We start from the raw sequence: 25,935 nt of genomic DNA, 5'->3' as shown, positions 1-25,935 counted from the left end.
GGCCAGCCGGTGGTCTTCGCGCCGGCCGGCCGCCTCCTTGTCAGCCTGCCAAGAGATCGCCGGAAATGCCCGTAACCAACTCACTGGAACCGTACTCCCTTGACCTGACCACGGGGCTTCCCCGTATGGCTGCCGCGCCCACCACCCCGCGGCAGCAGTTGCGCTATGCCCGCATCCTGAAAACGGCCGCAGGGTTCGCCCAGCGTCAGTTCGATACCTTGAGCCTCTCCGACGTTGCTGCCCGCGCCGATGTCCCGCTTGGAACCCTTTACCGCTACTTCCCCTCCACCTCCCACCTCATGCTCGCCGTCTACAGGCAGCAGCTCAGGGAGCTAATGGAGGGCGTCCACCAGCGCGGCGCCAAGGGTCACGCACTCGCGGGTTTGATGATGGAAATCTTCCATCTCCGGGTGATGCAACCTGGTGTGGAGCACTGCCTGATCCGCCCGGCGGGCAAGGATGACGACACTGCGCAGTTGTTGCGGGAGATCGATGCCCTCTCGGAAGAGGTGGTGGGTTCGCTCAGCAAGGATGCGGGCAAGGACACTGTGAAGGCCAGGATTCTCCTGCACCTGGTCAGCGGCCTGGTCCAGGCCGTACGTTGCCGGAGGTTGTCCCTGTTTGAGGCGGAGAAGGACCTTAAGCGCGCCTGCTCACTCATGACCGGCGAATAGCCACGGCCGAAAAGGTCAAGCAAAGTCGGCGGCCGAATGACAACAGCCTCCGGTGGTCTAGACCGGGCGGCGGTCAGAATGCGCTTTTTTGTATGTAGTGGGTCACATTTTGGCTAGGTTGAACGTTTTACTCTCGAATCGTCTCTCTTGGTATTGAATCTTGTACCCTCAACGCTTACCTAGGCTGGAACTACCGAAGCGGCTAGCAGCCCCCTATCTGCAGAAGCAACGCCGGACCAGCCACCCTTGGTCCGCCACAGCAGTTCTGTTCCTGCCCGAATCATGCCGTGGGTCCACGGCTAGCCTGAGGAGACAAAGACGTGTCCATCGAGACAATTGCAACTGACAACGACGCCCTGGTACTGACCGAAGAAGAGATCTTCGCAGCCCACGAAGGCGGCAAGCTGACGATTTCCAGCACCGTTCCGCTGAACAACAAGCGTGACCTCTCCATCGCTTACACCCCCGGCGTGGCCCAGGTGAGCCGCGCAATCCACGAGGACCCCAAGCTTGCCCGCACCCACACCTGGGCCGAGCGCCTGGTTGTCGTGGTCAGCGACGGCACCGCAGTGCTGGGCCTTGGCAACATCGGCCCCAGCGCCTCGCTTCCGGTGATGGAGGGCAAGTCCGCCCTCTTCAAGTCCTTCGGCGACCTCGACTCCATCCCTTTGGTACTCAACACCACCAATGTCGACGAAATCATTGAGACCTTGGTCCGTCTCCGCCCCAGCTTCGGCGCCGTGAACCTCGAGGACATTTCCGCTCCGCGCTGCTTCGAACTCGAAGAGCGACTCATCGAAGCCCTCGACTGCCCCGTCATGCACGATGACCAGCACGGCACCGCCGTCGTGGTCCTCGCAGCCCTGACCAACGCAGCCAAGGTGACCCAGCGCGAGCTCAAGGGCCTGAAGGTTGTTGTCTCCGGTGCAGGTGCCGCAGGCATCGCCATCGCCGAGATCCTCCTTGCTGTCGGCATCGAGGACGTGATCCTGCTCGACTCCAAGGGTGTAGTCAACGCCGACCGTGCCGACCTCGTGGCCGATCCCGGCAGCGTCAAGGCCCGCATGGCCCAGCGCACCAACCCCCGCGGTATCAGCGGCGGTCCCGGCGAGGGACTGACGGGCGCCGATGTGTTCGTGGGCGTTTCCTCCTCCAAGCTGGACGAAGAGCACCTGAAGCTGATGAACGACCAGTCGATCGTCTTCGCACTGTCCAACCCGGATCCGGAAGTCCTGCCCGAGGTTGCCCGGAAGTACGCGGCCGTTGTTGCCACGGGCCGCAGCGACTTCCCGAACCAGATCAACAACGTCCTGGCATTCCCCGGCATCTTCCGCGGCGCACTTGATGCCAAGGCCCGCCGGATCACGCCCGCCATGAAGATCGCCGCTGCGAACGCCATCGCTGAGTTGGCAGCCGAGGACCTCTCCGCGGATTACATCGTGCCGAGCCCGCTGGACGCACGCGTGGCACCCGCGGTCACCGCGGCAGTTGCCGCAGCCGTCACCGAATAGCGGCTACTGCGCAAGACCGACGACGGCGACGCCTCCCGCGCCAGGGAGCGTCGCCGTCGTTGTCGTTAAAGGCGCAGGGATCAGCGGCCCATAGACTTGGGCCATGAACGCCGAACTCATCGTGACCATCCTGTGCGGCCTGGCCATTGCAGTCGGCGTGGCCGGCACCATCATTCCTGTTCTGCCCGGCAGCATCCTTATCGGCGCGAGCCTGCTGGCGTGGGCTATCTGGGGAGGTGCGGGTCCGGTTGGCTGGGTGATTTTCGCCGTCGGGATGGTCTTTGTGGTTGCCGGGATGGCAGCCAGTGCCGTGCTCACGGGGCGCAAACTGAAACAACACGGCATTCCGAGCAGGTCGGTACTGATCGGGGTTGTCCTGGGTGTCGTGGGCATGTTCGTCATTCCCGTGGTGGGGCTCTTTGTGGGCTTCGCCGTCGGCCTTCTCCTGAGCGAAGTTCAGCGGACGCGTGATTTCCGGACGGCCGTCCGTTCAAGTGGTGCCGCGCTCAAGGCCACGGGTATCGGCATCCTGGTGGAGTTCGGTCTCGCATGCGCAGCCGCGAGCACGTGGATCATCGGAGTGTGGATCAACGCCGTCAACGGTTAAAACCCCCGCCGAGTTGGCATTAGGTGACAGTTCCAAGCTGGCGTCTTCAGGTGGCTAGTGCAACACCCCTGTAGTTGGAGGGGTGTCATGGTCAAGAAGTTGCCGTGGTCGGTTCGTGCGTGTGCGTATGAGCACTTGCTGGCGGGTGAGGACACGGGACGAAGTGCTGCCGCGGCTGGGGTGTCCCGGCAAGCGGTGTCGCATTGGGCGAAACTAGCGGGCATGGAACTTATCTCCGGCCCTGGTGGTGGCGTGCGTCTTCCGATGGCTTCGGAGGTGCTTTCGCGGGATAAGGAGCGAAGGTACCGGCGGCTGACTTTGGAGGACCGGGCTTATATCAAGGCCTGTCTGGGCTTGCCGGAGCCGCGTTCCATGCGACAGATCGCCAAGGAGTTGGGCGTGCATCCATCAACGGTGTCCCGGGAGATCCGCCGACACAGTATCGAGCATTGGGCCCGGCGCTATTACGACGCCGGGGTTGCCCAACACCGGGCACTGGTCCGCCGTAGACGGAACCGGCCCGTGAAGCTCTCTGCGGGAACGGCGGTGTGGAAGGAGGTCGTGGCACGCTTGAACCAGCGTTTCTCACCTCAACAGAGCGCTGCGGACCTGAAGAAGACGTTCCCCGAGCAGCCGGAGATGCACGTGTCCCACGAGTCAATTTACCAAGCCCTTTACGTGCAGGGCCGGGGTGCCTTGCGGCATGAACTTGCCGTGGAGAAGGCCCTACGTTCGGGCCGGACCGGTCGTAAGCCCCAATCAAAGCTGCCTGCCAGGAACGTAAGGCCCTGGCTTGAAGGGGCCCGGCTGAGCGACCGGCCCGCCGAAGTCCAGGACCGGGCCGTGCCCGGCCATTGGGAAGGTGATTTGGTCGTGGGTCCCGGTAACTCCGGGATCGTCACCTTGGTCGAGCGCTCCTCACGGTTCACTTTGCTGGGCCGGCTGCCGGGAGCCAGGGACAGCGCGACGGTCATCGAGGTCATGCAGAAAATGATCCACACCCTGCCCCAGGCGATCCTTAAAACGATCACCTGGGACCAAGGCACGGAAATGGCTCAACACGCCAAGTTCACAGTAGCGACCGGCTGCCAGCTGTTCTTCTGTGACCCGCACTCACCCTGGCAACGCGGCACGAACGAGAACACCAACGGACTGGTCCGCGATATCCACCCCAAAGGCACGAACTTCAACCAGGTCAGCGACGAAGAACTCGCCCACACCCAGCACCTGCTCAACATCCGACCGCGTCAAACACTCCAATGGGACACCCCAACTGAAAGACTGACCAAACTAATCGATGGTGTTGCACTAGCAAGCTGAAACCGCCGCTTCAACATCGTCATCTTTTGCCAACTCGGCGATGTTTTTAGCGGAGGGCGGGCGCTCCGGTGGGCGCCCCGGTGGGCGCTCCGGTGGGCACTCCGGTGGGCACCTTGATTTCCGCCGGACGGAACGTTGCTCCCGCGCCCGGGAACAGTGGGATATCGATCCGGGCGTGCGAGTGGACTTCCCGGATTGTGTCCTTGGTGTGCCGGGCAATCTCGGCCAAGGTGGTGACCCACATGCCGTCCAGGCCCTTGACCCGTTCGATCAGCCGTTCCAAGGCCACGGCGCGGGATGGCCGGCCGGAGATGAACGGGTGATTGGTGAGGACGAAGCAGCTGCCCTGGGAGTGGTGGGCCTCGGCCTCCAAGGTCCACATCTCAAGTGCCTTGGCCGGGCTCTCAATGACGCCACTGCCTGTGACTCCAGGGTAGAAACCGTATTGCTCCCAGTCGTCCAGTGCCCAATCCACGGGGATTTCCACGATGTCCCGCGGGTCGTCCTCGGCGACGGCCATCCGGTAGGGGGCGTCGCCGTCGAGCAGGCTTGAATCGTAGAGGAAGCCACGGTCCGCGAGCAGGGCCGGTGATTGCCAGTTCAACTCCCACCAAGGTGCCCGGTAGCCCACCGGACGGATGCCGGCCACGTTGGCGAGTGCCTCGAGGCCGCGATCCAGGTAGCTGGCTTCGGTGGCGGCATCAATGCCCTGCATTGGTTCGTGCAGATAGCCGTGATGGGCGATTTCGTGCCCGGCATCAGCGATCCTGCGCACCACGTCAGGGTAGCTCTCTGCCGTGAACCCCGGGATGAAGAACGTACCTTGGATGTCCTGTCGATCCAGGATCTGCAGCAATCGGGGAACAGCTATCTTTGGCCCATAAGACTGGTGGCTCATGAGGGACATGCGCCGCGTGCTGGAGGGGTCATGGGCGATGGTGCAGGACTCGGCATCGACGTCGAAGGTGAAGGACGCCGCGGCCTGGAAGCCCTCGGGCCACATGATCGGGTGGAGCGCATCAGCGAAGGCGGTCTGGTTCATGCTGTGGTCCTTTCGGGAACTGAAGGTGCGGCTGGCTGTGTCACTGATACGTGGTTCGAGTCCGCGAGGAGGTACTTTTTGTGTGCGCGGGGGCCCAGGATCGCGTAGGCAGCGGCGCTGGTGAGCCCGCCGGCCAGCCACGAAAGGTCCCAACCGCCCAAGGCGACGGCGATGGGGCCCTGCATGGCGGGAACCAGGCCGTACATGAACAGCCACGTGGAGAAGATGCCCACCAGGAGGGATACGATTCCGGCCCAGTTGATGACGGGAAGCCGGTGGGTGCCGACGCCGTCGAAGAGCCGATCCACCTTCGCCGGCCAGCGCTTCTCAAGCCAGAAGTAGTGCACCAGCATGACTCCGCCCCAAGCGGCAACCCAGGCGACCAGGCCGATCAGCCAGGCGTCGAGCACTGCTGCGAAGTCCTCCTGGAAGATGAAGAACACGACGGCGATGAGCGAGAAGACGCCCACGAACAAGTTCAGCTTGCGGCGGCTGATGTTGATGTCCAAGGCCTGGGTGGCAACGGAGAAGGTGTAGATGTTCAGGATGTTGGTAGCGATGGGGCCGTGCAGCACCATGAGCAGTACGGGGAGGGCAAGGACTCCGAAGTTTTGGACAATCAGCTTGCCGGGATCGATCTCGCCGCTGTTGGTGGCCAAGCTTGCGCCGAGGATGCCCAGCCAGACGACGGGGATGAACTGGCCGAGGACCGAGGCCAGGTAGAGCTTGCGCTTGGGAACCGAGGTGCTGACGAAGCGGGAGTAGTCGGCGGCGTAGGTGAACCAGGTGATGCCCCAGCCGATACCGATGGCGGTCATGACTGCGCTCATGGCGGCGATCCGCTCTGAGCCTTCGAGGATGTTGCCGGCCGGTCCTGCGTAGCCCCAGTCGATCTTCATGCCGAACCAGGCCACGGCGGACATCACGGCCAGGATGATGATGGTGGGCGGAACCGTCCACTTCTCAAAGGCCGCGATGGCTTTGTAGCCGAACCAGGCGATGGCGACCTGCGCGGCCATGATGGCCGTGGCGACGCCGATCTTCCAAGCGTAGTTCTGTGCGTTGGGATCCACCCAGCCGAGGGTTCCGAAGAGCGCCATGACCAGGTCCAGGATGATCCAGGTGTTGACGGCGCACCACCCGATGACCAGAAGTGCCTGGATCGCTGCCGGCAGGTAGTTGCCACGGCGGCCAAAAGCCGCCCGGGCCAGAACCATTCCTGTGGCGCCGGTCTTTTGTCCAAGGAGGACGAAGCATCCGAATAAGAGCATGCCGATCAGGTTTCCCAGGACCAGGACTATCACGGTGTCTGCGAAGCCGAGGCCCAGATGGATGCCCAGTGCACCCAGCACCCAGTTGATAGGGGCAAGGTTGGCGCCGGCCCAGATCCAGAACTGTCCGGAAACCTTGCGGGTGCGGTCTGATTCGGGGATGGGTTGGAGCCAGGCTTCGCTGTCATGGGCCGGCGCCGTTGCTGGCCCAGACTGCGCTGAAGGTGAAGGCGAAGGGGAGAGGTTGTCTTGCATAGGGAGAGCCTCCGTGTGTGAAAGGGACCCTTTCAGCGTATGTGCGCCATATCACGGCAACAAGATACGATGTGTCTAAACAAATCACCCCAAACCGTACGGAGTGTCATGCCGATTCTGCTGGGCGCGGCTCTGGAGTACCAAAGCCTCAGATCTGCCGAACCGAATCTGCTCAATGACGTGCCGGAGGCGCTGTCCCGGCCTGTCCGATGGGTGCACTCCAGCGAGGTCCTGGACATCGCTCCGCTCCTCAGCGGCGGCGAACTGCTCCTCAGCGGTGGGCAGGCGCTCGCCGGCGTGACGGCAGAACGGCAGGCTGACTATGTCCGCGACCTCGCGGCCCGGGGAGTCGCTGCACTGGCCCTCGAGACGGGTCCGGCCCTGCCCGAAGTGCCTGCGGCCATGTTGGAGGTCGCCGAGGCTGCCGGATTGCCAGTCATCGAGCTCCGTCAGGTAGTCCCGTTCGTCGGCGTGATGCAGGAAATAAATTCGCTGCTGGTGAGTGAATCCGTAGAGCACCTCCAGCGCGGTGACCAGGCAAGCCATGCCATGGCCGCCGAACTTGCCCACGGCGGCGGACTCGATCAACTCCTCGCTGTGTTGGCCGAAAGGACAGGCGCCAGCGCCAGGCTGGTCTCGCCGTCGGGCCTCACGCTCGGGGCGGCCGGCGGCACCTTTTCGTCCGACGACGACGGCAGCGTCACCGTGGTGGACGTGCCGGTGCGGGGCGTCCTTGCCGCTCGGCTCGAGGTGAAAATGCCCGACGGCGGCGATGCCGGCCTCGCGCGCGTGGCCGGCGAACGGTCCGTGGACATCCTTGGCCTGGCGCTGCTGCAGCGCATGCCTCCGGGATTGAAGGAACTGGCAGGCATCGAGCTCATGCGGGCCATCAATTCCGGAAGCCAGGAGTGGCAGCTGCAACAGCTTGGACCGGCGTCAGGCTTCCCCGTGGATGGTGCAGTGGCCGCCGTCGTGATTCGATCCACCAGCGCGGGACATCTGCGTCCGGCCGTTGACGCGCTGCTCCGCGGCTGCGTCCCGCACAGTGCGAGCTACGCCAATAACGCGGAGCTGATCGCGCTCGCCTCCCTGGGCGGGAGTGCCACCCGGCAGGTGTTGCTGGAAGCGCTGCGGGCACTCGACGTGCCATCAGGGTCCGTGGTGGCTGTGGGCCCGACGGGCAGGGGTATTTCCGAAGCGCCGTGGTCATTGGCTGAAGCACGGAGAGCCTTCGACCTCGATACGACTGGACGCGGAGTGGTGGATGCAGACACCCTCGCCGTTGAACTCCTGGCTGGCGAATCCCTGGACCCGGCCACCCGCGAGGGGTTTGTGCAGCGGCAGTTGGGTGCCGTCGTCGAGCATGACCGCCTGAAGAAGTCCGAACTGATGCGGACCTTGGCTGTCTGGTTGGATACGGGCTGCAACACGGCCCAGGCCGCCCGGGAATTGCACCTGGAGCGGCAGTCCTTGCACCACCGTCTTCAGCGGATCTTTGAGCTGTGCGGAGGAGATCCCCGGGGATCGGGGCGGCTTGCAGCGTTGCATTTGGCTACCCGGTTGGAGCGGCTGTAGCTCCTTAAACACCAATTCGCGGGTCCACTGACCACTTCGCCGTTGCGGAACGGCGAACGTGCAGCGGACCCGCGATCTCGGCGCAGCAAGGCTTACTTCAACACAATCGTCCTGTTCCCATTGAGGATGATCCGCCCTTCGCAGTGCCAACGAACGGCGTTGCTGAGGGCCTTGCATTCGGTGTCCCGACCGGCGGCTACGAGATCGTCCGGCCCGAACGTGTGGTCCACCTCCACTACCTGCTGGGCGATGATGGGTCCTTCATCCAGCTCGCCGTTCACGTAATGGGCGGTGGCACCAACAGTTTTCACGCCGCGCGCGTATGCCTGGTGGTAGGGCTTGGCGCCCTTGAAGCTCGGCAGGAACGAGTGGTGGATGTTGATCGCCCGGCCGTCGAGCTTCCGGGCGAGGTCGTCGCTGAGGACCTGCATGTAGCGGGCCAGCACAATGAGTTCCACGTCGAGTTCGTCAATGATTTCCAGCAGGCGCCCCTCGGCAGCGGGCTTGGTGGCAGCGGTGACGGGTACGTGGAAGAACGGGATCCCGTGCCACTCGGCCAGACCCTGGTGGTCGGTGTGGTTTGAAACAACGCCCACCACGTCGATGGGCAGCTCACCGATCCGCGCCCTGAACAGGAGGTCGTTCAGGCAGTGCCCGAATTTGGAGACCATGATCAAAACCCGGCGCTTGGAACCCTGGCGCTCAAGCTGCCAGTTCATGGAGTATTTTTCTCCCACCGGGCAGAAAGCGGTACGCAGGGTGTCCAGCGTGGACTCGTCTCCGGAGGATGCGAAGTGCACCCGCATGAAGAAGTGGCCCTCGGCGCGATCACCGAACTGCTTGTTGTCGATGATGTCGCAGCCATTTTCCAGCAGGAAGCTTGATACCGCGTGGACGATCCCGGGTCCTTCGGGGCAGTCCAAGGTGAGGACGTGTTCAACGGTGGTCTCGGAAGAAACAGCGGCGGTTTCGGTTTGGATGGCAGTCATGGTCAGCACTCCACTACGTTGACGGCGAGGCCTCCACGGGAGGTCTCTTTGTACTTGGATTTCATGTCCGCGCCTGTCTCGCGCATGGTCTTAATGGCCTTGTCCAGCGATACCTTGTGGCTGCCGTCGCCATGCAGGGCAAGGCGGGCGGCGTTGATTGCCTTGACGCTGGCAATCGCGTTGCGTTCGATGCAGGGGATCTGCACCAGTCCGCCCACGGGGTCGCAGGTGAGGCCCAGGTTGTGCTCAATGCCCACTTCAGCGGCGTTTTCAACCTGCTCAGGCGTTCCGCCGAGGACTTCGCAGAGCCCGGCAGCAGCCATGGAGCAGGCAGAACCCACCTCGCCTTGGCAGCCCACTTCGGCGCCGGAAATGGATGCGTTTATTTTGAACAGGATCCCGACGGCGGCCGCCGCGAGCAGGAAGCGCACGACACCGTCGTCGTTCGCTCCCGGAACAAACTTTGTGTAATAGTGCAGCACCGCAGGCACAATACCGGCCGCACCGTTGGTGGGGGCGGTGACAATCCTGCCGCCCGCGGCGTTCTCCTCATTCACGGCCAGAGCGAACAGGTTCACCCATTCCATGGCGAGGAGGGGGTCCGAGGGATTGGATGCAGCCCCGTCGGCCTTGTTTGCGGCGTCGGTGGCCGCGAGCGTCTTGAACAACGACGGCGCCCGTCGCCTGACCTTCAAGCCTCCAGGCAGGATGCCCTCGGCGGAGCAGCCGTTGTCCACGCATTCCTGCATGACGGCCCAGATTCCCAGCAGCTTTTCGCGGAGTTCTTCCTCTGAGCGCCACACGAGCTCGTTGGCCAGCATGATGTCGGAGATGGACTTGCCTTCGCGCACGCAAATGGCCAGCAGTTCATCAGCGGTGGTGAAGGGGTACGGAAGCACGGTGTCGTCCGCTACGACTTTGTCGGCCCCGGAGGCGTCCCCGTCCACCACGAAGCCGCCGCCGATGGAGTAGTAGCTGCGCTCCCGCAACACTGCCCCGGTGTGGTCCAGTGCGCGGAACGTCATGCCGTTGGGGTGGGCCGGAAGCGACTTACGGCGGTGCAGGACCACGTCCTCGTCCCAGTTGAAATCCACCCGGTGGTTCCCGCCCAGGCGCAGTTCGGCGTCGAGCGCGGCGGCGGCAACCTGGTCGTCAGCCGTGGCAGTGTCCACAGTTTCGGGGGAGTGGCCTTGCAGTCCAAGCACCACGGCCTTGTCGGAACCGTGGCCCCGGCCGGTGGCGCCCAGGGAGCCGAAAAGCTCAGCTTGGACGCGCACCGTGGCCGGGAGCTGGCCGGATGATTCAAGACCATCCGTGAACTGCTTCGCCGCACGCATCGGGCCCACCGTGTGTGACGATGACGGCCCGATGCCCACAGAAAACAGATCAAGCACACTCAGTGCCATTACGGGACCTCAGGAGAGGCGTATTCACGCATGGCGTCCAGGAGCCAACGTCCCAGGAAATCGGCAAAGGACGCCCGGGGAAAGATCCGGTAGCTCTCATCCGAGGTCTTCCAGAGCATCACCGGGATGTGGGCAAGTTCGGTGGAGACAGCCGTGCCGGCCTTGAACACCCGGGGGTGCAGGTCCAGCGAGCACGTCTTCTCCAGCACTGCGCGGGCATGGCTGCCGGTGAGCTCAAACGTGGTGCGGTTGGCGGACAGATCCACTACCTGGCCGGCGTCGCTTCCCAGGGCCGTGGTCAGGTCGCTGACCAGGGAACCGCCGAGGGAGTCGTGGGTTTCTTCCGGTGCGACCACCAGGAACTCGGTGGGCCCGAGCCACAAGGTGTTGACGGAGCCCTTGTCCGCAACAGCAGCGCCCGTCACCTCACCGCAAGCGGCAGGCAAGCCGCCGGTCACGGACGCAACGCGGGCACCGGCGTCGGACGTCCGGTCAACCCGGATCCCCACCATGGCCTGGTACGGGATTTCGGTGAGCGTCACCGTGCCCGGCACGGAGCCGGAGGTGAAGGCGTCAGCCAAGTGCTCGGCGGGGCTGCGGCGGGCGCCCCGTACGCGGTTGACGGTTTCTGATGGTGTTGCTGTTTCAGCCATCTTTGCGGGTCCCTTCAGCATCGAAAAGTACGGTTTCGCCAACAACCACGTCCACCAATTGGTCTCCCAGCGAGGCCACGAGGGTCTCGCCGATGCGGTTGCGGCCGTTCTGGATGAGCGCCAGGGCGAAGGAGCGGCCCAGGGCGGCGCTGTGGTAGCTGGAAGTTACGAAGCCCTCCATGGGGACAGGTCCGTTTGCCGGGTTGACCGGGATGCCCTTCTCCACCAGCTGCGTGCCTTCGGGCAACCGCAGCGCGTGGTCCACAGGGAGGACGCTCACCAGGTGCTTGCGGTCCTCGCGGCTGGCGTCTTCCCGGAGGTAGGAACGCTTGCCGATGAAGTCCTTGGCTTTGGAAACGATCCAGTCCATGCCGGCGTCCTGCGGGGTGACCGTGCCGTCGGTGTCCTGCCCGACGATCGGGTAGCCCTTCTCGGCGCGGAGCACGTGCATGGTTTCGGTGCCGTACGGGGTGATGTTGAACTCTGCACCTGCGGCAGCGACTGCTTCCCAGGTGTTGAGTCCGTACCAGGAGGGCACGTTGATTTCGTAGGCCAGTTCGCCGGAGAAGGAGATGCGGCAAACGCGTGCCTGCACTCCCGAGGCCAGCGTGGTCTCGCGGAAGGTCATGAACGGGAAGGCCTCAGCATCGAGGCCGCCATCCGCGGCCAGCTGCGGTGCAACCTTGGCGAGCACGGCGCGGGACTTCGGGCCGACGACGGCGATGGTGCTCCACTGCTCCGTGACGGAGGTGAAAACAACGTCAAGGTCCGGCCATTCAGTCTGGTGCCATTCCTCCAGCCAGTCGAGGACCTTCGCTGCGCCGCCCGTGGTGGTGGTCATGAAGTAGCGGTCATCGTCCAGGCGGAGGGTCACGCCGTCATCGAAGATCATGCCGTCGAGGGTGCACATGACGCCGTAGCGGGCCGAACCCGGGGCCAGCTTCTTGAACGCGTTGGTGTAGACGCGGTTCAGGAATTCGCCCGCGTCCTTGCCGCGGATCTCGATCTTGCCCAGCGTGGTGGCGTCCATGAAACCCACGGAATCGCGGACCGCCGCGCATTCGCGCAGGACTGCCGTATTCATGTCTTCACTGCCCTGCGGGTAGTACCAGGGGCGTTTCCACTGTCCAACGTCTTCGAACAGGGCACCCTGGGCAACGTGCCAGGGGTGGATGGACGTGACCCGGGCGGGGTCGAAGAGCTCGCCGCGCTGGCGTCCGGCCAGGGCTGCGAAAGCCACGGGCGTGAAGGGCGCACGGTAGGCGGTGGTGCCGATTTCGCCGACTCCCGGAACGCTCTCCGCGCCGCCGAACTTCAACGCGGCGGCGATGACGCCGATTGCGTTGACGCCGGAGGTCTTGCCCTGATCGTTGGCGGTGCTGATGGACGTGTACCGCTTCACGTGCTCCACGGACCGCATGCCGGCACCGGTGGAGCGGAGGACGTCCGCCACGGACTGGTCGCGCTGGAAATCGACGAAGTGGTGGTGCCATTCGCCGGGCTCACCGGACTGGCCGGGAACCAGCCACAGCTGGCGGCTCGGTGCGCTTGCCACAGGGGCCTGCAGTTCCACCGGGGTGGTTGCGGATTCGAAACCGGCGGCAATGGATGCTGCTGCTCCGGCCGAGATTCCTTCAGCCAGGCAATCCTGCAATTCGTAGCTGCCACGTCCTGCGCCGACAACCTGCTGGTCACGGACCGGGGCTGCGGGGATGAAGGCGGCAAGTTCGTCGTCCCAGCGCAGCTTGCCCTGGCGCTGGCTGTGGAGGTGGACCACCGGGCTCCAGCCACCGGAAACGGCGAGCAGATCGGCAGCCAGCTGTTCGACGCCCGAGGTGAGTTCGCCGTCGTCGTTGATGCTCCGGACGGTGACGCCGTTCAGGCGGCCGTTCTCATCCGCGGACGTGTCGGCCACGGCACTGCCGATGAGGACCCGGATACCGGACTCGACGGCGGCGGCTGCTTTCGCGCTGATCTGCGGACGGGCGTCGACGACGGCGGCAACCGCCACGCCTGCTGCCTTCAGGTCCGCGGCGAGTGCGTAAGCGGAGTCGTTGGTGGTGCTGATGACGGCGCGCGAACCGGCGGTCACTGCGTAGCGGTTCAGGTAGGTGCGGGCAGCAGAGGCGAGCATGATGCCGGGACGGTCGTTGTTCTCGAAGACCAACGGACGCTCGTGGGCACCGGGGGCCAGGACAACCTGCTTGGCACGGATGTGCCAAATACGCTGGCGGGAGACGCCTGATGCGGCCGGGACGCTCAGGTGGTCCGTGCGGTTCTGGGCCGCGATGAAGTAGTTGGAGTCGTAGGAGCCGAAGGCGGTGGTGCGGTTCAGCACCGTGCACTCTGCTGCCGAAACCAGTTCAGCTTCAACATCGGCAACCCATTCGAGGGCCGGCTTGCCTTCGATCTGCTCGGCAAGCTCTGGCGTGGTGGAACCGGAGAGCAGCGAGCCGCCGAGTTCGGGCTGGTCGTCGATCAGGATGACGCGGGCGCCGGTGCGGACAGCCTCGCGGGCTGCTGCCAATCCGGCGATACCGCCGCCGACCACCAGGACATCCGTGTGGACGTACTTCTTGTCGTACTCGGCCTTGTCCTCGTTGGGGTCAAGTTTGCCCAGGCCGGAAAGGAGTTCGATGCTCATGCCGTCCACCAGCGAAACCGCGGTGGCAGGGAGCATGGATTCGGCAACGTGGCCGGGGAAGCGCGGAGCGATCTTCACCAGGGCGTTGGACTCTTCCACGCCGGCGGCCATGATGCCGCGGGGGCGGTCCTCGTAAAGGGAGTTGCCTGCATTGATGTGGCCGTTGGCCAGCAGCGCGGAGGCGATGGTGTCACCCGGGTGGCCGGTGAATTCCCGGCCGTCCACGGTGAAGCGCCAAGCGATGCTGCGATCGATGCGTCCGCCGGTGGCGAGGCGTGCGTTCTTGCTGGTCACTTTCAGACTCCTTCCGAGGTGGTGGGGGCGGTGGTTGTGCCGGGGGCGAGGCCTGGTTCGCCGGCCTGGCCGTAAGCGCCGCTCTGGGTGAATTCGCCTGGCTTCTCCGGTGCGGCCTTGGGGCTCGACGCGGTGATGTCGGGTCGGGGTTGGCCCATTGCGTAGATGGAGTGGATTTCGTAGCTCACGGTGTCGCGGAGCATGTTGAACCACTGCCGGCAGCCCGTGCTGTGCACCCAGCGTTCAGCGAAAGTGCCCTTGGTGTTCTCGCGGTAGAACAGGTACTCGGCCCATTCGCGGTCGCTGAGGTCGTTCGGGTTTTCGGGGTAGGCGATGTGCGCCTGGCCGCCGTAATGGAATTCGGTTTCATCGCGTGGCCCGCAGTTGGGGCATGAAATGAGGAGCATGTCTTTCCTGTCCTGTCCTGGCTAGTGGGCCACGGCTGCTGCGCCGTGTTCGTCGATGAGTGCACCGGTCTCGAAGCGTTCCAGCGCGAAAGGCTTGTTCAGCTGGTGCGGAGCACCCGTGGCGATGGTGTGGGCGAAAGTCAGGCCGGCAGCAGGGGTTCCCTTGAAGCCACCGGTTCCCCAGCCACAGTTGACGAACATGTTCTCTACCGGGGTGAGCCCGACGATCGGCGAAGCATCCAGTGTGGTGTCCACAATTCCGCCCCAGGTGCGGAGCACATGGGCCCGGGCGAAGATCGGGAAGAGCTCAACAGCTGCTGCCATCTGCTCCTCGATCACGTGGAACGAGCCGCGCTGGCCGTAGCCGTTGTAGGAGTCGACGCCGGCGCCCATCACCAGTTCGCCCTTGTGGGCCTGGGAGACGTAGACGTGGACGTGGTTGGACATGACCACCGTGGGGTGGACAGGCTCGTGCAGTTCCGATACCAGAGCCTGCAACGGGTGCGACTGGATCGGCAGGCGGAAACCGGCCATTTCGGCCAGCACGGAGCTGTGGCCGGCAGCGCAGAGGCCCACCTTTTCGGTGTTGATGGTGCCGCGCGTGGTCTGGACACCGGTGACCTTGTTGCCGTCCTTGATGAAGCCGGTGACCTCGCAGTTCTGGATGATGTCCACACCGAGTTCATCGCACTTCCGGGCGAAGGCCCAGGCGACGTGGTCGTGCTTCGCGATGCCTGCACGCGGCTGGTACGTGGCGCCCATGACCGGGTAGCGGATGTTGTCGCTGGTGTTAAGGATGGGGCAGAGTTCCTTGACCTGGTCCGGTTCAAGCCACTCGGCGTCCACGCCGTTGAGCCGGTTGGCACCCACGCGGCGCATGCTCTCGCGGACATCGCCCAAAGTGTGGGCGAGGTTCATGACGCCGCGCTGGCTGAACAGGAAGTCGTACTCCAGCTCTTCGGGCAGGATTTCCCAGAGCTTGAGGGCGTGCTCGTAGATGGCAGCGCTCTCGTCCCAGAGGTAGTTGGAACGGATGATCGTGGTGTTGCGGGCCATGTTGCCACCGGCCAGCCAGCCCTTTTCCAGGATGGCGATGTTGGTCATGCCGTGGTTCTTGGCCAGGAAGTACGCGGTGGCCAAGCCGTGTCCACCGCCGCCTACGATCACGGCGTCGTAGCTCTTCTTCGGATCCGGGTTGCGCCAGAGGAAGTCCGGGTGCTCGGGGAGGTGGTCTGCACTCACTGGGCTGCTCCAATCAGTTCTGCTTCGGTTCCGGCGCCGTTTCCGGCCGTGGAAAGGTTGGGGTAGAGGGGCAGCTTGTCTGCCAGTGCGGTCACGCGGTTGCGCAGTTCGACGGCGGTCGCGTCGTCCAAAGTGCCTGCGGCCGCTGCGGCGATCAACGCCGTCGCAATAATGTCCGAGACCTCCGTGAATTCTTCGGCTCCGAAGCCGCGGGCCGCGAGTGCCGGGGTGCCGATGCGGAGTCCGGAGGAGACCATCGGCGGGCGGGGGTCGAACGGGACGGCGTTGCGGTTGACCGTGATGCCGATCCGGTGGAGGGTGTCCTCGGCCTGCTGTCCGTTGAGTTCGGAGTTGCGGAGGTCGGCGAGGACCAGGTGAACATCGGTTCCGCCGCTGACGACGGAGATACCGGCCGCGGCGACGTCGTCCTGGAGGAGGCGCTGGGCCAGGATCTTGGAGCCTTCCAGCACGCGGGCCTGGCGCTCCTGGAATTCCGGTTCCGCAGCCATCTTGAAGGCCACAGCCTTGGCGGCGATGACGTGTTCCAGCGGGCCGCCCTGCTGGCCCGGGAAGACAGCCGAGTTGACCTTCTTGGCGATGTCGGCGTCGTTGGTCAGGATCACGCCGCCGCGCGGGCCGCCGAGGGTCTTGTGCGTAGTGCTGGTGACGATGTGCGCGTGCGGCACGGGGCTCGGGTGGAGCCCGGCTGCCACCAGGCCGGCGAAGTGGGCCATGTCCACCATGAGGTACGCGCCCACCAGGTCCGCTATGCGGCGGAACTCGGCGAAGTCTACGTGGCGGGAGTAGGCGGACCAGCCGGCGACGATGAGCTGGGGCTTGTTCTCAAGCGCGAGGCGCTCAACCTCTGCCATGTCGATGGTGTGGGTGTCCTCGCGGACGCCGTACGGGACCACGTTGTAGAGCTTGCCGGAGAAGTTGATGCGCATGCCGTGGGTCAGGTGGCCGCCGTGGGCGAGGTTCAGGCCCATGATGGTGTCGCCTGCGTTGATCAGGGCGTGCATTGCCGAAGCGTTGGCCTGCGCGCCGGAGTGCGGCTGGACATTGGCGAATCCGGCGCCAAAGAGGGACTTCAGGCGGTCGATGGCAAGCTGTTCGATCACATCAACGTGTTCGCAGCCGCCGTAGTAGCGCTTGCCCGGGTAGCCTTCGGCGTACTTGTTGGTCAGCACTGAGCCCTGGGCTTCCATGACAGCCGTAGGGGCGAAGTTTTCAGAGGCGATCATTTCCAGCGTGGACTGCTGGCGGATGAGTTCCTGGGCGATCGCCTGATCAACCTCCGGGTCCGCCTGTGCGAGCGGGCGGATCAGGGGTTCAACCATGGTGTTCTCCTTTGACGATTGTCTAGTGGCCGACTGTTGGGCAACTGATATATTAGAACTGTTGCCATAGTATGTTGAAGATCACATGGTCGTCAACAGGTCTGCGGCAACTCGTCCGACAGACTGGGATTGCGACAACGGGAGAGAGCCATGACCACAGCTTTGGAAGCACTGGAATCAGCTCCGCAGGGTACGTCCCTCGCGGAGAACGCCTACCTGCTGCTGCGTGACAGGCTCATCATGCTGGACATCAAGCCTGGCGATCCCATCAATGACGGCCAGATCGCGGCCGAACTCGGCATCGGCCGCACCCCCGTCCGTGAGGCCATCAAGCGCCTGGAGAGCGACCACCTTGTGGTTTCCTACCCTCGGCGCGGAACGTTCGCCACCGGAGTGGACATCACCCAACTCGCTGAAGTCTCCGAAATACGCGAACTCCTGGAGCCCCTGGCATCCCGCAAGGCCGCACGCATGGCAAGCCCCGCAATGCGCGATGAACTCCGCGCCGTAGCTGCCGCCATCCGGGACCTCGAGGGGCAGGATGCTTCCTCGACCGAACTCATGCGCTACGACATTCAGGTCCACCGGCTCATCTACAAAGCCTCGGCCAATGCGCACCTCGAGGACGTCCTCATCAGGTACGACAACCTCGCAACCCGCATCTGGTGCCACATGCTCGAGAAGATGCCCTCCGTCTCCGGCCACATCTCCGAGCACGCCGACCTCCTCACCGCCATCGCCGACGGCGACGAAAATCTCGCCGCCGAGCTGGCCCTGAATCACGTGGTCAGCTTCGAAGAGACCATCCGCAAGGTCCTCTGACCCTCACCCACATCCCGCGTGCTTGGCGCGGACGCTTGCTCACGTTCCGCGTGCTTGGCGCGGACGCTTGCTCACGTTCCGCGTGATTGAGCTGGTCGCTTCCCCACATCCCACGTGCTTGAGCTGGACGCTTGCTCACGTTCCGCGTGTTTGGTGCGGACGCTTGCTCGCGTTCCGCGTGTTTGGTGCGGACGCTTGCTCGCGTTCCGCGTGTTTGGTGTGGACGCTTCCTTACGTTCCGCGTGCTTCCTTTCCGACGCTTGCTCACGTTCCGCGTGTTTGAGCTGGGTGTGATCTGGGTTTGACCCAAATCGCCGGGAGTCTGATGCTGCCCGCTTGTCCGTGAGTCGCGAGGCCCGACGTCGGCACCCAGGCTGGGTGCCGACGTCGGGCTTTCCCTCTTGTGCGGCTGAGGGAGGGTTTGGTTGAAGGGCGCGGGGTGTGATGAAGCGTTGGGGTGAAGGGCGCGGGGTGTGATGAAGCGTTGGGGTGAAGGGCGCGGGGTGTGATGAAGCGTTGGGGTGAAGGGCGTGGGGTGTGATGAAGCGTTGGGTTGAAGGGCGCGGGATGTGAGGGAGGGTTGGGCGAGCTTCAACGCTCAGTGCAACTTAAAATCACTCAGTGCAACAAGTAGCAAATTCGACCTGGCGTTCACTCTCCGCAGCACTTCGCCAGGGAAGCCGCTCGAAATTTTGCAAATCACCCCTTGACCGTGATCCACAGCACACATACTCTGGTGCAACAGCGTTGCGTTGAATGCAACCCCAATGATTTTGGTGGACACATGAGCAATGAATCCTCTGTGGCATCCGAGCAAGGCACCTCACCCGCCTCCGGCCACAACCACACACCCAGCCCCAAGAACACAGCCAGCAAGAACACAGTCAGCAAAGACACCCGACGGCGGGTTGTCACCGCCAGCTTCATCGGCAACTTTGTCGAATGGTTCGATTACGCCGTCTACGGTTATCTGGCCGGCATCATCTCCTCGGTCTTCTTCCCTGAGTCCGACCGGCAAACCGCCCTGCTCGCGACCTTCGGAGTCTTCGCCATCAGCTTCTTCGTGAGGCCGCTCGGCGGTTTCATTTGGGGCCACATCGGAGACAGGCTCGGCCGCAAGCAAGCACTCAGCCTCTCGATCGTCCTCATGTCGGTGGCGACTTTCTGCATCGCCCTGATCCCGGGATACGCCACGATCGGCGTCATGGCGCCCATCCTTCTCCTCCTGGTCCGGGTAGTCCAAGGCTTCTCGGCCGCCGGCGAGTATGCAGGCGCGTCCGCCTTCCTGGTGGAGTACGCACCGGCCAATCGCCGCGGACTCTATGCCGCCGTCGTGCCTGCAAGTACGGCAGCGGGACTGCTGCTGGGATCCCTGCTGGCCGCCCTGCTGAGTTCGATCCTCACCACAGAGCAGCTGAACGAATGGGGCTGGCGCCTGCCCTTCCTGCTTGCGGCACCCATGGGCCTGATTGGTCGTTACATCCGGACCAAGCTGGAGGACACGCCGGCATTCCGTGAACTGGCCGAGAAGGACACCGCAGTCAAAGCACCTGCCTTCGCCATGTTCAGGACCTACCGGAAGCAGCTCATCATCGCCACCGGTGCGGTGCTGCTCAACGCCGTCGGCTTCTACGTGATCCTCAGCTACATGCCCACCTACCTGTCGGAAGAGCTGGGCTTCGGAGCCACGGAATCGTTCCTGGCCACCACCATTGCCCTGGCCAGCTACATCGGCTTCATCTTCCTGACCGGTATTGCCTCCGACAAATTCGGCCGCAAGCGCATGCTCATGACGGCGTCAGTCCTCTTCATCCTGCTGACCGTCCCGGCCTTCATGCTCCTGGACACCCGCAACTTCCTGGTGATCGTGCTGGTGCAGATCCTGCTGGGCGGGATGCTCACCCTCAACGACGGTACCCTGCCCAGTTTCCTCGCCGAACTCTTCCCCACGAAGGTCCGCTACACCGGCTTTGCTGTCAGCTTCAACCTCTCCAACGCCCTGTTCGGCGGCACCGCACCGTTCATGGCAACACTCCTGATCGGCATGACCCACAGCAAGCTGGCCCCCGGCTGGTACCTCGTGGCCGCCGCCCTCGTTTCCCTCATCGCAGTCCTTTTCGCAGCCGAAACGTCAAAGAAGCCGCTGCAGCAGGACTAGACAAACCAACCCATTGAAAGGAACCACCATGACCATCACCGAAAACGAGTCCGTCAACGATGTCGCAAAACTCGAGCGCACCAAGGTCCTTCACAACGGCGGAAAGGTTTCGCTGACCTTCTCCGACGCTGAGTTCGAACGCCGCCTCGCCGGCCTTCGCAGGATTATGGCCGAGAAGGACCTCGACGCCGTCGTCCTCACCAGCTACCACTCCATCAAGTACTACTCCGATTTCCTCTTCACCTACTTCGGCCGGTCCTACGGCATGGTGGTCACCAAGGATGACACGGTCACCATTACGGCCAATATCGACGCCGGTATGCCTTGGCGCCGCAGCTACGGCGACAACCTCGTGTACACGGACTGGCGCCGCGACAACTACATTCATGCCATCCAGGAAGTCCTGCGGACCCGCGGCATCAACCCGCGCCGCATCGGCGTCGAGGATGACTCGCTGCCCTTGGACAACCGGAACAAGATCCAGGCCGCGTTCTCCGGCGCGACGCTGGTGGACGTTGCGCAGGCGGCCATGCGCCAGCGCATGATCAAGTCCGACGAAGAGATCGCTGTCATCAAACACGGCGCGCGCATCGGTGACCTGGGCGGTGAAGCCATCCGCAACGCGATCACGGCAGGCATCACGGAGTACGAGGTAGCCCTGATCGGCACCGAGGCCATGGTCCACGAGATTGCCCGGACCTTCCCGGACTCGGAAATCCGCGATACCTGGGTGTGGTTCCAGTCGGGCATCAACACCGACGGCGCCCACAACTGGGCCACCACCCGCAAGATCCAGGAACACGACATCCTGTCCCTGAACTGCTTCCCGATGACCAGCGGCTACTACACCGCCCTGGAGCGCACCCTGTTCTACGGCGAACCGGATGCCCGCTCACTGGAACTGTGGAACATCAACGTTGAGGTCCACAAGCGCGGACTGGAACTCATCAAGCCGGGCGCTGTCTGCAAGGACATCGCTGCGGAGCTCAACGAGATCTACATCAGCCACGGCCTCCTGGCGAACCGGACCTTCGGCTACGGCCACTCGTTCGGTGTGCTCAGCCACTACTACGGACGTGAAGCCGGTCTTGAACTGCGCGAGGACATCGACACGGTCCTCGAGCCCGGCATGGTGGTTTCGATGGAGCCCATGATCACTGTGCTGGACGGCCAGCCGGGCGCCGGCGGATACCGGGAACACGACATCCTGGTGGTCGGCGAGGACGGTGCGGAGAACATCACCAAGTTCCCGTTCGGCCCCGAGTACAACATCATCGGAGCCTAGGGTGGAACGGCCGGCGGGCGCAGTGCACGGCGTCCGCCGGCCCCGGTCCGGAACTTCCGGACCGCCGCGGCGAAATATAGTGAACCCATGACTCCCACGGAAACCAGCGAAACTCCTGACGGCAACAACGGTAACGGCGACAGCAAGAGCACGTCCGTCATCGTCAACGCCATCGCGGTGCTGAGGAGCTTTACTGCAGACGAGCCGCTCCTGGGGGTCACCGAAATCGCGGGCCGGATCGGCCTGCACAAGAGTACGGTGTCTCGCATCCTGGCCACGCTTGAGCAGGAAAACCTGGTAGAGCGCGACGTCGATTCGCGCAGGTTCCGCTTGGGATTGGGGATGATCGCGATGGCGGGCCCCCTCCTGGCGGAACTCGAAGAGCGACGCGTGGCCTACCCCGTACTGCGGGAGTTGACCGAACGCACGGGCGAGACGAGCGCCCTCATGGTGTGGAACGGCGTCGAGTCCATGTGCGTGGAGCAGATCCCCAGCCGCCACCAGGTGAAACACCTGGCCCCGCTCGGAGCCCGCTACAACGAGGCATTGAGTTCATCGGTGCAGGTGTTCCTTGCCAACGAAGACAAGGACAGGGTGCGGAACCTGCTGCGCAGTGGTTCCATCACCCTGCCGGGCCTGGACGAAGCTTCTGTCGAAAGTTACCTGGCTCGGCTTGAAGAAGCCGCTAAACGGGGCTGGGCCGCCAACTTCGGCGAAACCTCCATCGAAGAGGTCGGGGTTGCTTCGCCGGTCTACGACCACAGGGGCGACATCGTGGCCTCCGTCTTGATTCCTGCCCCCAAATTCCGGGTCTCACAGGACACCCTGGGCAGCCTCGGCGAAGCCTGCGCCGCAGCGGCGGCCAAGGTCACCTCACGCCTGGGTGGCCGCTCCCCGCGGTAGGAGCCCATCCGCCGTCGAGGTGACATTTGATGACAATCCGCCGCGGGCAAAGTCATAGGGTCGTTGCAACGCTCTGATTGATGGAGCGTTTTATGGTCAAGTTGTTCCCCAAGGCTGCGCGTACTGAGTTTCTTGATTTGGTGTGTGCGGGGATGCCTGTTCGTACTGCTGCCCGGCGTGTCGGGGCGGTGCACGCTACCGGGCACAATTGGTGGGTTCAGTCTGGCCTAATGATGACCGTGAACCGGGGTGCTACCGGAGGTCTTGCCGATCCTGCTCCTTCAGTCGGGGGCCCTGGCCGTGCGTTGGGTCTGGAAGAGCGAGGCATGATCCAGATGGGTGTGCGGATGGGCCTCAGTTACGCGAAGATCGGCGCATTGATCGGGCGGGATAAGTCCGTAGTTTGGCGGGAGGTCAAACGCCACACGAGCGCGGACGGGAAGTACTACGCCTCGGTCGCTCACGCCAAAGCGCATCAGGACAGGCGCCGTCCCAAACCCTTCAGGCTGGCCAAGGACGAGGGTTTGTGCCGGCTGATCGGCGTCTGGATGGATGACGGGTGGAGTCCGAAGCTGATCTCCTCGATGTTGGCGTATTACTTCGGTGACGATCAGACTATGCAGGTGAGCCACGAGACGATCTACCAGGCCCTTTACGTCCAAACCCGCGGGAACCTGCGGGCGGACCTGGCCGAAAAGCTCAGCCTGAAACGCAAACAACGCATCCCCCACGGCACTGACCGGCGCGCCAACAGCCCCTATAAAGAGGCCTTCAAGATCAGCCAACGTCCCGCCGAGGTCCAGGACCGGGCAGTGCCCGGGCATTGGGAAGGTGACCTCATCATCGGCGCCAACGGGACAGCGATCGGAACCTTGGTGGAACGCTCAACCCGGTTCACGATCCTGCTGCACCTGCCAGGGGACCACACCGCGGAAACCGTTGCCGCCGCGATGATCCGGGAGATGGCCTCCCTCCCGGATCACCTGCGCCGGTCGATCACCTGGGACCGCGGCACCGAACTGGCCGACTACGCAAAAATCCAGACCGCTCTCGATACGACGATGTACTTCTGCGACCCGCACTCGCCCTGGCAGCGCGGCACCAACGAAAACACCAACCGGCTCCTGCGGTTCTGGTTCGAGAAAGGCACTGACCTTTCAGTGCACACCCCCGAGGACATCCGCCTGGTCGCAGCGAAACTCAACCGCCGCCCCAGACCAACACTGAACCTCGAGACCCCAGCCAACCGGCTAAACCAGCTGCTACAAGCGGCCTAACCCCCAGCGTTGCTCCCACCAATTGACTTTGCCGCGCGAACATTGTCATCAAATGGCATCTCGGCGCGCAACCAAGTGCTTGACCCCGCCCCCAAACCTTCCTAGGGTGTTCTGAGAAAACGTTTTCTTACTGTTTCCCAAACATTCCCGGAGAGCCCTTAGCCTCCAAGTACTGGGGCACGCCGTTGTGCCCCGGGAAGGATCATCCATGCGATCGACCCGAAGAAAACCGGAAATACGCCAAAGCCTGGGAGGCCTCGCGCTGGCAGCAGTGATGGGGTTGGGCTGTGTTGTGGCCGCAGGCCCGCCGGCCTCTGCGGCTCCAGCCGGCAAAACGGACAGCCCGGCATGTTCCACCTCCAGCATCCACCTTGATTCAGGCAACGGCAGGGCACCACAAAACCTCTGTGTCCCTGCGCAGGCTACCGGTAGTGACAAGACGCTGCTGGTGTGGAACAAGCCGGACCTTTACGACGACGTCGTGGACTACCGCGTCTACTTGAACGGCAGTGCGTTGGGAACCGCGGAGGAGAACGCGCGGATCTTTTCGCCCGCCCAGAAATACGTGGACGCGTTCCGGGCCGCCGACAAGGATGGATTCCACGTCCGGACTGTGGCCCACAACTTCACGGTGACCGGCTTGTCGCCGCGCACCAGCTACCAGTTCAGCGTGGCCGCTGTGAGGAAAGACGGAACCGAGTCTCCGGCGAGTGGGCCAATCACCGTCACCACCACGCCCGAACGGCACCAAGTCACCATCACCAATCCCGCGTACAAGGCTGTGGGCGATGGAAAGACCCTCAACACCAAGGCAATCCAGAAGGCCATCGATACCTGTCGAACACCGGGCTGCACTGTGGTGGTTCCTGCGGGAACCTTCAAAACGGGGGCGCTCTTCCTGCACTCGGACATGACCCTGGAACTCCAGGAGGGCGCACGCCTGCTCGGCTCCGACCAAGCGGAGGACTACCCCTTGGAGAAGGGCTATTACCTCTACCCGGTACCTGAGCCCCTCCCCGCCGAGGCCGAATACCGGAACTACCGCCGGCCGCCGTCGCTCCTTAATGTCCTTCCGGACGACAACGGCCGCTCGACGGCGGGACGCGAACCTGGCGCTGCGGCCAGCAATGTCCGCATCGTCGGTAAAGGCGTGGTGGACGGAAACGGGTGGAAGCGCACTGCCGAGGGGTCGATAGTGGATGAGGCGGGGAACGAACTTCCGCAATACGCGGCAAGCTCCGCCGGCAAGGTCCTGGACGATGGCTTGTTGGCGGCGGACCAGTTCCGCAGGGCCAAGGAGCGCCCGGAATCCCTCACCGGGGTGATCAACAGGCCGGAAACCCTGGACGATTCCGTACTGTACGGCCAATACCGCTCCAGCCTGATGACCTTCATGGGAGTGAAGAACCTGTACATCGAGGGCGTCACAGCGGACAACCCCGCGTTCCACGGTGTGATGATCCTGGACACGGAAAACAGCACGGTGAACGGAATGCGGCACACCACGTTCAACGCCAACAACGGTGACGGTCTGGAGTTCGGCGGTGCAAACAACGGCATTGTCGTGAACAACTTCTTCGACACCGGAGACGACCAAGTCAACTTTGCGGCCGGGCAGGGCAAATACGGGGCGCTGGGCAGGCCGAGCGAGAACGTCTGGATCTTCAACAATTACATGCGCATGGGCCACGGGGGAGTCGCTGTCGGTTCCAACACGGCAGCCTGGGTGCAGCGGGTCCTCGCTGAGGACAACGTCATGTACAAAGTTGAAACCGGCGGCCTCCGGATGAAGAGTACCTCGGACATGGCCGGAGGCGGCCGGGACTTCCTCTTCCGCGACACCGCGATGGCCTGCATGGGCAGCAGTGCTTTCATCATGTCGCTCAGCTATAACCAGTCACCGTCCGGATATGTCGCCGCTGAATCGGCCACGTTCAAGGACGTGGTGATACGGAACATTTCCGTGGACGGCAACAACTCGCCCACCTGCGGCATGGCTGTATCCGACAGCAAACCGGTGATCGATATCCAGGCAGGGCCGTCCCTCGGCGAAGGAACGGCCACCCTCAGCGCCTTCACTTTCCAGGACGTGGTGTTCCGGAACGTCAACCCCGCCAACATCAAAGGCCTGCGGGACTCCGCGTTTGACGGCGTGACGTTCCAGAGCGTGCGGAACAACGCCAATCCCTGGCGCCTGGACCAGTACTCCACGGGAAACACGTTCACGGATGTCCATCCCATGCCGGCGGCCCGGTAGCGC

At 63.6% G+C, this 25,935-nt stretch carries 20 protein-coding genes; 11 read left to right on the top strand and 9 right to left on the bottom strand.

What is annotated here, in order from left to right; genetic code table 11:
- Window positions 1–65 precede the first annotated feature (65 nt).
- From ACNAOU_RS20465 to ACNAOU_RS20450, 4 genes are all read left to right on the top strand, one after another.
- The gene (locus ACNAOU_RS20465) at window positions 66–674 is read left to right on the top strand and encodes a TetR/AcrR family transcriptional regulator (RefSeq protein ID WP_018780171.1); all 609 of its coding nucleotides are present in this window, start codon (window positions 66–68) and stop codon (window positions 672–674) included.
- Window positions 675–994: 320 nt separating this feature from the next.
- The gene (locus ACNAOU_RS20460; RefSeq protein WP_039243276.1) at window positions 995–2,185 is read left to right on the top strand and encodes an NAD(P)-dependent malic enzyme; all 1,191 of its coding nucleotides are present in this window, start codon (window positions 995–997) and stop codon (window positions 2,183–2,185) included.
- A 103-nt stretch (window positions 2,186–2,288) separates the two neighbouring features.
- Entirely contained in the window at window positions 2,289–2,792 is a 504-nt protein-coding gene (locus ACNAOU_RS20455; RefSeq protein ID WP_039243275.1) for a DUF456 domain-containing protein, read from the top strand.
- An 87-nt stretch (window positions 2,793–2,879) separates the two neighbouring features.
- Window positions 2,880–4,112, top strand: a complete 1,233-nt coding sequence (locus ACNAOU_RS20450) for an IS30 family transposase (RefSeq protein ID WP_422757627.1) — start codon at window positions 2,880–2,882, stop codon at window positions 4,110–4,112.
- 46 nt (window positions 4,113–4,158) lie between these two features.
- Here the strand turns inward: ACNAOU_RS20450 and ACNAOU_RS20445 are convergent, their stop codons facing one another.
- Both ACNAOU_RS20445 and ACNAOU_RS20440 read right to left on the bottom strand, forming a co-directional pair.
- A complete protein-coding gene (locus ACNAOU_RS20445; protein ID WP_422757626.1) occupies window positions 4,159–5,154 on the bottom strand; it encodes a polysaccharide deacetylase family protein in 996 nt (331 codons plus the stop codon).
- Window positions 5,151–6,680, bottom strand: a complete 1,530-nt coding sequence (locus ACNAOU_RS20440; RefSeq protein WP_018780325.1) for a purine-cytosine permease family protein — start codon at window positions 6,678–6,680, stop codon at window positions 5,151–5,153. The genes ACNAOU_RS20445 and ACNAOU_RS20440 overlap by 4 nt, the downstream gene beginning before the upstream one ends.
- A gap of 108 nt (window positions 6,681–6,788) precedes the next feature.
- Here ACNAOU_RS20440 and ACNAOU_RS20435 point away from each other — a divergent pair, with 108 nt between their 5' ends.
- Window positions 6,789–8,255: a PucR family transcriptional regulator gene (locus ACNAOU_RS20435; protein WP_422757625.1), complete on the top strand. Its 1,467-nt coding sequence runs from the start codon at window positions 6,789–6,791 to the stop codon at window positions 8,253–8,255.
- A gap of 92 nt (window positions 8,256–8,347) precedes the next feature.
- On the opposite strand, the gene purU is transcribed toward ACNAOU_RS20435, so the two are convergent.
- The 7 genes from purU to glyA are packed head-to-tail and all read right to left on the bottom strand — an operon-like array spanning window position 8,348 to window position 17,230.
- Window positions 8,348–9,244, bottom strand: a complete 897-nt coding sequence (gene purU / locus ACNAOU_RS20430; RefSeq protein WP_026267513.1) for a formyltetrahydrofolate deformylase — start codon at window positions 9,242–9,244, stop codon at window positions 8,348–8,350.
- Between the two features lie 2 nt (window positions 9,245–9,246).
- On the bottom strand, window positions 9,247–10,650 hold the full coding sequence (locus ACNAOU_RS20425; RefSeq protein ID WP_018780322.1) for an L-serine ammonia-lyase: 1,404 nt from the start codon (window positions 10,648–10,650) through the stop codon (window positions 9,247–9,249).
- Entirely contained in the window at window positions 10,650–11,303 is a 654-nt protein-coding gene (locus tag ACNAOU_RS20420) for a sarcosine oxidase subunit gamma (RefSeq protein ID WP_422757623.1), read from the bottom strand. The genes ACNAOU_RS20425 and ACNAOU_RS20420 overlap by 1 nt, the downstream gene beginning before the upstream one ends.
- The gene (locus tag ACNAOU_RS20415) at window positions 11,296–14,241 is read right to left on the bottom strand and encodes a sarcosine oxidase subunit alpha family protein (protein WP_422757622.1); all 2,946 of its coding nucleotides are present in this window, start codon (window positions 14,239–14,241) and stop codon (window positions 11,296–11,298) included. Before ACNAOU_RS20415 ends, ACNAOU_RS20420 begins: the two co-directional genes overlap by 8 nt.
- Window positions 14,242–14,243: 2 nt before the next feature.
- On the bottom strand, window positions 14,244–14,648 hold the full coding sequence (locus ACNAOU_RS20410; RefSeq protein ID WP_422757621.1) for a sarcosine oxidase subunit delta: 405 nt from the start codon (window positions 14,646–14,648) through the stop codon (window positions 14,244–14,246).
- Between the two features lie 21 nt (window positions 14,649–14,669).
- On the bottom strand, window positions 14,670–15,890 hold the full coding sequence (locus ACNAOU_RS20405) for a sarcosine oxidase subunit beta family protein (RefSeq protein ID WP_039243264.1): 1,221 nt from the start codon (window positions 15,888–15,890) through the stop codon (window positions 14,670–14,672).
- Entirely contained in the window at window positions 15,887–17,230 is a 1,344-nt protein-coding gene (glyA, locus tag ACNAOU_RS20400; RefSeq protein ID WP_422757620.1) for a serine hydroxymethyltransferase, read from the bottom strand. The genes ACNAOU_RS20405 and glyA overlap by 4 nt, the downstream gene beginning before the upstream one ends.
- 150 nt (window positions 17,231–17,380) lie before the next feature.
- Here glyA and ACNAOU_RS20395 point away from each other — a divergent pair, with 150 nt between their 5' ends.
- From ACNAOU_RS20395 to ACNAOU_RS20370, 6 genes are all read left to right on the top strand, one after another.
- Window positions 17,381–18,052: a GntR family transcriptional regulator gene (locus tag ACNAOU_RS20395; RefSeq protein WP_018780316.1), complete on the top strand. Its 672-nt coding sequence runs from the start codon at window positions 17,381–17,383 to the stop codon at window positions 18,050–18,052.
- A gap of 784 nt (window positions 18,053–18,836) precedes the next feature.
- Complete coding sequence (locus tag ACNAOU_RS20390) at window positions 18,837–20,210, top strand: MFS transporter (RefSeq protein ID WP_422757619.1); 1,374 nt, start codon at window positions 18,837–18,839, stop codon at window positions 20,208–20,210.
- Between the two features lie 28 nt (window positions 20,211–20,238).
- The gene (locus ACNAOU_RS20385; RefSeq protein ID WP_018780314.1) at window positions 20,239–21,495 is read left to right on the top strand and encodes an aminopeptidase P family protein; all 1,257 of its coding nucleotides are present in this window, start codon (window positions 20,239–20,241) and stop codon (window positions 21,493–21,495) included.
- An 87-nt stretch (window positions 21,496–21,582) separates the two neighbouring features.
- Entirely contained in the window at window positions 21,583–22,398 is an 816-nt protein-coding gene (locus tag ACNAOU_RS20380) for an IclR family transcriptional regulator (protein WP_064723642.1), read from the top strand.
- 92 nt (window positions 22,399–22,490) lie between these two features.
- A complete protein-coding gene (locus tag ACNAOU_RS20375) occupies window positions 22,491–23,675 on the top strand; it encodes an IS30 family transposase (protein ID WP_039243563.1) in 1,185 nt (394 codons plus the stop codon).
- Between the two features lie 208 nt (window positions 23,676–23,883).
- Window positions 23,884–25,932, top strand: a complete 2,049-nt coding sequence (locus tag ACNAOU_RS20370) for a glycosyl hydrolase family 28 protein (protein ID WP_422757618.1) — start codon at window positions 23,884–23,886, stop codon at window positions 25,930–25,932.
- Window positions 25,933–25,935: the final 3 nt, after the last annotated feature.

Source organism: Paenarthrobacter sp. C1, from assembly GCF_049315185.1.
Classification (GTDB): domain Bacteria; phylum Actinomycetota; class Actinomycetes; order Actinomycetales; family Micrococcaceae; genus Arthrobacter; species Arthrobacter nicotinovorans.
This window is presented reverse-complemented; position numbering and strand designations above follow the sequence as displayed.